The organism is Gammaproteobacteria bacterium (assembly GCA_013003425.1).
Lineage (GTDB): Bacteria > Pseudomonadota > Gammaproteobacteria > Steroidobacterales > JABDKV01 > JABDJB01.
In genome coordinates this window covers 1-8,859 of the sequence record JABDJB010000013.1, presented here as the reverse complement: position 1 = coordinate 8,859, position 8,859 = coordinate 1, and the positions used below count along the sequence as shown (strand labels likewise).

The 8,859-nt window shown below is 61.9% G+C and carries 6 protein-coding genes; 5 read left to right on the top strand and 1 reads right to left on the bottom strand.

What is annotated here, in order from left to right; all coding sequences use genetic code 11:
- Both gltB and HKN06_02645 read left to right on the top strand, forming a co-directional pair.
- On the top strand, window positions 1–1,947 hold a 1,947-nt coding region (gltB, locus tag HKN06_02650), incomplete at its 5' end, for a glutamate synthase large subunit (GenBank protein NNF60212.1).
- The gene (locus HKN06_02645) at window positions 1,947–3,356 is read left to right on the top strand and encodes an FAD-dependent oxidoreductase (protein ID NNF60211.1); all 1,410 of its coding nucleotides are present in this window, start codon (window positions 1,947–1,949) and stop codon (window positions 3,354–3,356) included. The genes gltB and HKN06_02645, both read left to right, overlap by 1 nt.
- 194 nt (window positions 3,357–3,550) lie before the next feature.
- On the opposite strand, the gene ilvD is transcribed toward HKN06_02645, so the two are convergent.
- Window positions 3,551–5,215: a dihydroxy-acid dehydratase gene (gene ilvD / locus HKN06_02640; GenBank protein ID NNF60210.1), complete on the bottom strand. Its 1,665-nt coding sequence runs from the start codon at window positions 5,213–5,215 to the stop codon at window positions 3,551–3,553.
- Between the two features lie 362 nt (window positions 5,216–5,577).
- Here ilvD and HKN06_02635 point away from each other — a divergent pair, with 362 nt between their 5' ends.
- The 3 genes from HKN06_02635 to ilvE form a co-directional block, all read left to right on the top strand.
- On the top strand, window positions 5,578–6,660 hold the full coding sequence (locus HKN06_02635; GenBank protein ID NNF60209.1) for a threonine dehydratase: 1,083 nt from the start codon (window positions 5,578–5,580) through the stop codon (window positions 6,658–6,660).
- 17 nt (window positions 6,661–6,677) lie between these two features.
- Window positions 6,678–8,240, top strand: a complete 1,563-nt coding sequence (locus tag HKN06_02630) for a 2-isopropylmalate synthase (protein ID NNF60208.1) — start codon at window positions 6,678–6,680, stop codon at window positions 8,238–8,240.
- 20 nt (window positions 8,241–8,260) lie between these two features.
- Window positions 8,261–8,859, top strand: a 599-nt coding sequence (gene ilvE, locus HKN06_02625) for a branched-chain-amino-acid transaminase (GenBank protein ID NNF60207.1), incomplete at its 3' end; no start/stop codon positions are given.

Below are 8,859 nucleotides of genomic sequence, written 5' to 3'. Positions count from 1 at the left end.
ATGCAGCTGAAAACGGCCAGTACGCCGCTGCCGCTGGAGGTGGTCGAGCCGGTAGAGGCCATAACGGCACGCTTTGATTGTGCCGGCATGTCGCTTGGTGCGCTGTCGCCGGAGGCGCACGAAGCGCTGGCGATCGCGATGAACCGCATAGGCGCACGCTCGAACTCCGGCGAAGGTGGTGAAGACCCGAAGCGGCACGGCACCGAGAAACGCTCCAAGATAAAACAGATTGCTTCCGGGCGGTTTGGCGTGACGCCTGAATACCTGGTTAACGCCGAGGTGATCCAGATCAAGATGGCGCAGGGCGCCAAGCCGGGCGAGGGCGGCCAGCTGCCCGGTCACAAGGTCGACGAAACCATTGCGCGGCTGCGTTTTGCGCGCCCCGGCATTGGCCTGATTTCGCCGCCGCCGCATCACGATATCTATTCCATTGAGGACCTGGCCCAGCTGATTTTTGATCTTAAGCAGGTCAATCCCGATGCCCTGGTGTCGGTAAAACTGGTGGCCGAGCCGGGCGTGGGTACGATTGCCGCCGGTGTAGCCAAGTGCTATGCGGATCTGATCACTATTTCCGGTCACGACGGGGGTACCGGCGCCAGCCCGCTGACCTCGGTGCGTTATGCCGGCAGCCCGTGGGAAATCGGCCTGGCCGAGACTCACCAGACGCTGCGGCGTCACGAGCTGCGCGGCAAGGTCCGGGTGCAGGCCGACGGCGGCCTGAAAACCGGCCTGGATGTAGTCAAGGCAGCCATCCTCGGTGCGGAAAGTTTTGGTTTTGGTACCGCGCCGCTGGTTGCGCTGGGCTGCAAGTACCTGCGTATCTGTCACCTGAATAACTGCGCCACCGGTGTCGCAACGCAGAACAAGGTGCTGCGGAAAAAGACGTTTATCGGGCTGCCGGAGATGGCGATCAACTATTTCCGCCTGGTTGCCGAAGACGTGCGCGACATCATGGCAACGCTTGGTGTGCGGCGGCTGGAGGACCTGGTCGGGCGTACCGACCTGCTGGAAGTGCTGCCGGGTGAAACCGAGCGCCAGCGCCGTCTCGACCTGTCACCGATAGTGGGTGGCAGCGATATTGCGCCGGGCACGACACACGTGTGCACCGAGCCGTCCAACGATCCATTTGATCGCGGCGAACTTGCTGAGCAAATGCTAAGCGATGCAAGGGACGCCATCGAGCAGCAGTCTGGTGGCAGCTTTGAGTACGAGGTAAACAACTACCATCGCTCAATCGGCGCGCGACTGTCAGGAGAAATTGCACGGCGTCACGGCAACTATGCGCTGGAGGATAACCCCGTCGTGTTGCAGCTGACCGGATCGGCGGGGCAGAGCCTCGGCGCCTTTAACGCCGGAGGTCTGCATTTATACCTTGAAGGCGATGCCAATGATTACGTTGGTAAGGGCATGGCCGGCGGCCGCATTGTGCTGCGCCCGCCCGCGTCGGCCGAGTTTGTCGCCCGCGATACAGTTATCGTCGGCAACACCTGCCTCTATGGTGCCACCGGCGGCGAGTTTTTTGCCGCGGGCCGTGCCGGCGAGCGCTTTGGCGTGCGTAACTCCGGTGCGATTGCGGTCGTCGAAGGCGCCGGCGATCACTGCTGCGAATACATGACTGACGGCGTGGTCGCCGTGCTCGGTACCACCGGTGTCAACTTCGGTGCCGGCATGACCGGTGGCTTTGCCTACGTGCTCGACGAGCAACGCGACTTTGTCGATCGCTGCAACCAGCAGCTGGTCGATATCAACCGCATCACACCGGAGAGCATGGAGGCGCACCTGCACCACCTGCGCGCGTTGATCGAACGCCATGTTGCCGAGACGGGCAGCGTGTGGGCGCAGGAAATACTGAATGACTTTCGCACGTTCCTCAGCCGCTTCTGGGTGGTCAAGCCGAAGGCCAGTGATATCGACAGCCTGATGGATGCACTGCGGCGGGCGGCATAATGAAAGAGTACCCCTTACAGTTCCTGGAAATACCGCGACAGGACCCGGAGAAAGAACCGGTCAACGCGCGTATCCGGAATTTTCGCGAGATCTATGGCCAGTACCAGGCCGACCAGGCAGCGCAGCAGTCCGGTCGCTGTATTAACTGCGGCGTGCCGTTCTGCGAATGGAAATGCCCGGTGCACAACTACATACCGGCGTGGCTGGAGCTGGTGCGTGAGGGCAACCTGTTCGAAGCTGCCGAGCTGTCGCACCAGACCAATTCCCTGCCGGAGATGTGCGGGCGTATCTGCCCGCAGGATCGCCTGTGCGAGGGGGCCTGCACACTCAATGACGGGCTCGGCGCCGTCAGTATCGGCTCGATCGAAAAATACATTACCGATGAAGCGCTGCGACAGGGCTGGCGTCCGGACATGTCCGGCGTCGTTGATACCGGCAAGAAGGTCGTCATAGTCGGCGCCGGGCCGGCCGGGCTTGGCTGTGCTGATATCCTGGTGCGTAACGGTGTAACGCCGGTGGTGTACGACAAGTACCCGATGATCGGCGGATTGCTTACTTTTGGTATTCCGCCGTTCAAGCTGGAAAAGCAGATCGTCGAAACACGGCGCCAGATCATGGAAGAGATGGGCGTCGAATTCGTGCTCGATACCGAAGTTGGCGTCGATATCCGTTTCGATGTGCTGATCGAACGCTACGATGCGGTGTTCATTGGCACCGGTGCGTACACCGCCGTAACCGGTAACCTGCCGGGCGGCGACCTGCCCGGCGTGCACCAGTCGTTGCCGTACCTGATCGGTAACATCAACCGCGAGCTGTTCCTGCCCGACGCACGCGACAGCTTTATTGACCTGCGCGACCAGCGTGTCGTTGTGCTCGGTGGCGGTGACACCGCGATGGACTGCAACCGCACCGCCATTCGTCAGAATGCAGCGAAAGTAACCTGTACGTATCGCCGCGACGAAGACAGCATGCAGGGCTCGAAACGGGACTACCAGGCCAGTCGCGACGAAGGTGTCGAGTTCGTCTTCAATCGCCAGCCGACGGCCATCGTCGGTAAGGACAAGGTTGAAGGTGTCGAGCTGATGCACACGCGCCTGGGTCAGCCCGATGAGCGCGGTCGCGCGGTGACCGAAACCATTCCCGGCACCGAGGAAGTTATTCCTGCCGATGCGGTGGTCATTGCCTTCGGTTTTCGCCCCAGCCCGGCACCGTGGCTGGCCGAGCACGGCATCGACCTGCTGCCCGACGGCCGCGTGGCGGTCTCGCCGGACCCGGCAACGCCGTTCCGCACCAGCAACCCGAAGGTTTTTGCCGGCGGTGACATGGTGCGCGGTGCCGACCTGGTCGTCACCGCCGTATTCGAGGGGCGCGAAGCCGCGCGCGGTATCCTCAATTCTCTCGACCTGTAGGAGCGGCTTCAGCCGCGAATTACCTGCGACGATGTCTCGCAGGAGCGGCTTCCAGCCGCGACTTCGAGGTTGTTTCGTGGGAGCGGCTTCCAGCCGCGAAGTCGTCGCGGCAAGATGCCGCTCCCACGAAATATCGTCGCAGGTGTGGGGTATGGAAAAGGAGTCGAACCGGCCGCGGGCCGGTTCGACGGTTTCTACTGGTCGGTGAGGGCGCCTGCCGAGGCGCTGCCAACCAGGCGCGCGTATTTGCCGAGCACGCCACGGGTTGGCAGCGCTGGCGGTGACCATGCTGCGCGCCGCCGCGTCAGAGTTTCTTCAGGTAACTCCAGCGTGACTGTATTTGCAACGGCATCGATGGTAATGCTGTCGCCGTCTTCGACCAGCGCCAGCGGGCCGCCGGCCGCGGCTTCAGGAGCGACATGCCCGACAACAAATCCGTGGCTACCGCCTGAAAAACGCCCGTCGGTGATCAGCGCGACTGAATCACCCAGCCCTCGGCCGATCAGTGCCGATGTGGGGCTCAGCATTTCGCGCATGCCGGGCCCGCCCTTCGGTCCTTCATAACGAATCACTACCACATCGCCGGCAACTACAGTGCCGTCGAGAATTGCATCGAGGGCTTTTTCTTCCGAGTCAAAGACGCGTGCGCTGCCGCTGAAGCGCTCGCCTTCCTTGCCGGTGATCTTGGCAACCGCGCCTTCCGGCGCAAGGTTGCCGTAAAGAATCACCAGGTGGCTGTCTTTCTTGATGGGAGCGGACAGCGGGCGAATGATGTCCTGGCCGTCGGGGTAGGGTGCGGTGTCGCGCAGGTCTTCGGCCAGCGTCTGGCCGCTGACGGTCAGACAGTCGCCGTGCAGCAGACCGGCGTCTAGTAAGGTTTTCATCAGCGGGCGGATGCCGCCGATCGCAATCAGCTCAGACATCAGGTAGCGGCCGCTGGGTTTGAGGTCGGCCAGCACCGGCACCCGAGCGCCGATACGGGTGAAATCGTCCAGGGTCAGTTCCACGTCACCGGCGGCAGCCATGGCCAGCAGGTGAAGGACGGCGTTGGTCGAGCCGCCCAGCGCGATGACCACCGTGATGGCATTCTCGTAAGCCTCGCGGGTAAGGATGTGAGACGGGCGGATGTCCTTTTCCAGCAGCCGGCATACCGCCTCGCCGGCGCGCTGGCAGTCGGCCGCTTTTGAGCCGGCGACCGCCTCCTGTGCCGAGCTGTTTGGCAGGCTCAGCCCCAGCGCCTCGATCGCCGAGGCCATGGTGTTGGCCGTGTACATGCCGCCGCAGGAGCCCGGACCGGGGATGGCGGTTTTCTCCACCTCGGCCAGCTCTTCGTCGGACACTTTGCCGCCCGCATGGCCGCCGACCGCCTCGAATACCGAGACGATATCGCGGTTGCAGGCGCCGGGCCTGATGGTGCCGCCATAGACGAACACCGCCGGGCGGTCCAGCCTGGCAATGGCCATGATGCAGCCCGGCATGTTCTTGTCGCAGCCGCCGATGGCCACCAGCCCGTCAAAGCCCTCGGCGCCGGCCACCGTCTCGATGGAATCGGCGATCACTTCCCGTGAGACCAGCGAGTAGCGCATCCCCGGGGTCCCCATGGAGATACCGTCGGAAACGGTAATTGTATTGAATATCAGGCTTTTACCGCCCGATGCGTCGACCGCCGAAGCGGCGGTGCGGGCCAGCGCATCGATGTGCATATTGCAGGGGGTGACCATGCTCCAGGTGGAGGCAATACCCACCTGGGGGCGGGCGAAATCGGCATCGTCGAAGCCCACGGCCCGCAGCATGGCCCGGCTGGGCGCCCGCTCGACTCCGTCGACGACGATCCTGGAGTGCTTTCTCTGGTCAGTCATGATGTTCCGCTTCAGCCCGCGCCATGCCGGCCGTTATGTGCAATGAGATATCTGCTGTTGACATAGCGCGTTATACCGTGATTTGATCGGGATAACTATCGTAAAGCGAAGTGAGATGAAAGCACCTGTAGTGCACACTGCCACTCTCGAAAACGGCCCGGTTCTGCGTAACCGTGGCGCGTTGCTGTCTCTCGCGCTGATTAGCCTGATTATTGTACTCCTGATTACCAACTGGAGCGGGATCTGAGCTAGCGTAACTACCAAACGAATAACAGAAACCCCGCCACCAGCAAAGGTCGCGGGGTTTTTTTTAGCCTTGTAATCCGGACCACGTAAACAAAGCAACCCAAAGTGAGCAAACCATGTTGAACTCAACACAAAGCAGCGACGAGTCATTCGAAGAGGACGTAGCGACACCGGGCCTGACGCTGCAGGATGTCTATTCCGCCCAGGAAGTCATCGGCAGGCAGTTGCCAGCCACGCCGCTGGTCGGTCACCCCCTGTTGTCGCAGGCGCTGGGTTGCGAGGCCCGGGTAAAGCTGGAAAACACTCACGCTATCGGGTCGTTCAAGATTCGTGGCGGGCTCAACCTGCTGGCAACAATGCCGGATGCTGAACGCGAGCGTGGGCTGGTTACGGCCACGCGCGGCAATCATGGCCAGTCAGTGGCCTACGCGGCGCGCCAGCACGGTGCTCGCTGCACGATCTTCGTGCCGGAAGGCAACAACGAAGACAAAAACGCGGCCATGGCCGCGCTGGGCGCCGATGTCGTCGTTGCGGGTCATGATTTTGACGCCGCATGGGCAGCATCAGAACGCTTTGCCCGTGATACCGGTGCGCGTTCGGTGCACCCGGCGCGTGAGCAGGCGCTGGTGGCGGGAGTCGGTACCCTGGCACTGGAGATGATCGAACAGGCACAGCAGCCCTTCGACGTAGTATTCGTACCGGTCGGCGGCGGCAGTATTGCCGCAGCCTGTGCCGTCGTGTTCAAGGCCCTGAGTCCGACCACGCGGGTTATCGGCGTGCAGGCCGAGAATGCACCGGCGCAGTACCATGCCTGGCACTCCGGTGAGCACCATCCCTTTGCAGTAACCGAGACAGTGGCCGACGGCCTGGCGGTACGCGTGCCGGTAGAGTCCACCATGGACGTCATGCGGGAGCTGCTCGATGACATGCTGCTGGTGTCTGAGGACGAAATCTATGCCGCCATCCGCTGCTATGCCGCCACCGTCCACCAGATGGCCGAAGGGGCAGGCGCGGTGCCGCTGGCCGGCGCCATGCAGTTACGGACAGAGCTGGCCGGGCATCATGTCGGCCTGGTGCTGACCGGGGGCAACATCGAGTCACACACGCTGATCGAGGCCCTCAACGGCGGCTTGCCGGTGTATCGGCCGCAGGCAATGCCGATGTATCCTATCGCTGAACTCGATTACGGCTGCCGCTAGGCAAACCAGGAGCTGGCATGGAACAGTCACCGCAACGGCTGCAGATTTTCGACACAACCCTGCGCGACGGCGAGCAGGCGCCGGGCTGCAGCATGACGCTGTCGGAAAAACTCCGGGTAGCAGCCATGCTCAGCGAGCTGGGTGTCGACATTATCGAGGCCGGTTTCCCGGCCGCTTCACCCGGCGATTTCGAGGCCGTACGGGCCGTTGCCGCGGCGGCCGATGGCCCGGTAATCTGCGGCCTGGCGCGCAGCCGCGCCGACGATATCGAAAAAGCCTGGCAGGCGCTGCGCGAGGCGCCGCGGCGGCGTATTCACGTATTCCTGGCAACCAGCCCGATTCATCGTGAACACAAGCTGGCGATGAGCAAGGAGCAGGTACTGGAGCAGGCTGTAACAGGCCTGAGGCGTGCGCGCGATTTCTTTGACGACGTTGAGTTTTCACCCGAGGACGCGGCGCGCACTGAACCGGCATTTCTCGCCGAAGTGGTAGAAACAGCGATCGAGGCGGGCGCCACCACCATCAATATTCCCGACACCGTGGGCTATACCGTGCCGGCTGAATTTGCCGACCTGTTTGCCTACCTGCACGAGCACGTGCGCGATATCGACAAGGTGGTGCTTAGCGTGCACTGCCACAACGACCTTGGATTGGCGGTGGCCAACAGTCTCACCGCGGTTCAGTCTGGCGCGCGTCAGGTGGAATGCACTATCAATGGCATCGGCGAGCGTGCCGGCAACTGCTCACTGGAAGAAATTGTCATGGCGCTGCGCACCCGCAGCGATTTTTTCAATTTCGAAACCGGTATCGATACCACGAAGCTGTACCCGGCCAGCCGGCTGGTGTCCAGCGTGACCGGTCTGCACGTGCAGCGTAACAAGGCTATCGTTGGTGAAAATGCTTTTGCCCACGAGGCCGGCATTCACCAGCATGGCATGCTCAAGCATCGCGATACTTATGAAATCATGCGCCCCGAACACGTTGGTATCAGCCGCACCAGCCTGGTGCTGGGCAAACACAGCGGGCGCCATGCATTTCGCGACCGGGTGGTCGAGCTGGGTTTCGAGCTCGACGACATCGAGCTGAACAAGGTATTTGCCGAGTTCAAGCAGCTGGCCGATCGCAAGAAAGAAATTCACGACGCCGATATCGAAGCACTGGTGCTGAGTGCGGTCTCCGGCGTCAGCGGGCCATGGCAGCTGCTCGAGTTGAGCGCCTCGGCCGGCACCGGGCGCAGTTCGCATGCCGCGGTGAAGCTGGCGCACAGCGACGGGCGCGAGCAAGAGGAAGCCGCCGTCGGCCAGGGCCCGGTGGAGGCGGTATTTCGGGCGTTGGAGCGGGCCACCGGTGTCCAGCCGCAACTATGCAAGTATGATGTACGTAACGTGACGGTCGGCGAAGACTCGCAGGGTGAAGTGACCCTGACGGTTGAGCACGATGGTCGTGAGTATCGTGGGCACGGGCTCAATACCGATGTTATCGAAGCGAGCGCGGCGGCCTTCCTGCAGACATTGAATCGCATTGCGGTCAGTCGTCAGAACAATAACAACAAGCATGCTGCCGTGGCGGCACGCGTCTGATCAGCGGAGATAAAGCAATAATGAAAACAAGTAAATACATCTGGCAAAACGGCAAGTTGGTGCCGTGGAAGCATGCCACCGTGCACGTGCTGGCGCATGCGCTGCATTACGGTTCCTCGGTATTCGAAGGTATCCGCGTTTACGATACCGATTCCGGCCCGCGTGTTTTTCGTCTCACCGATCACATTACCCGGCTGTACAACTCCGCCGCGCTGTATCGCATCGAAATTCCATTCAGTCGCGAGGAAATCACCGCGGCCTGTACCGGCATAGTGCTGGAAAACGGATTGCACAAGGGGGCATATATTCGTCCGGTGGTTTTCCGCGGCGATGCGGGCCTGGGTTTGGCAGCGCCACCGGATTCGCCGGTGGAAGTGGCTATCGCGGCTATCGAGTGGGGTGCTTACCTTGGCGAAGAAGGCCTGAAAAATGGCGTCGATGTTTGCGTATCGTCATGGCAGCGCGTCGCGCCGAACACCATCCCGGCCGGCGTCAAAGCCGGTGGCAACTATCTTTCGTCGCAGCTGATCAGTATGGAGGCGAAACGCCTGGGCTTTGCTGAAGGCATTGGCCTGTCTACTGACGGCACAGTCAGCGAGGGCGCAGGGGAGAACCTGTT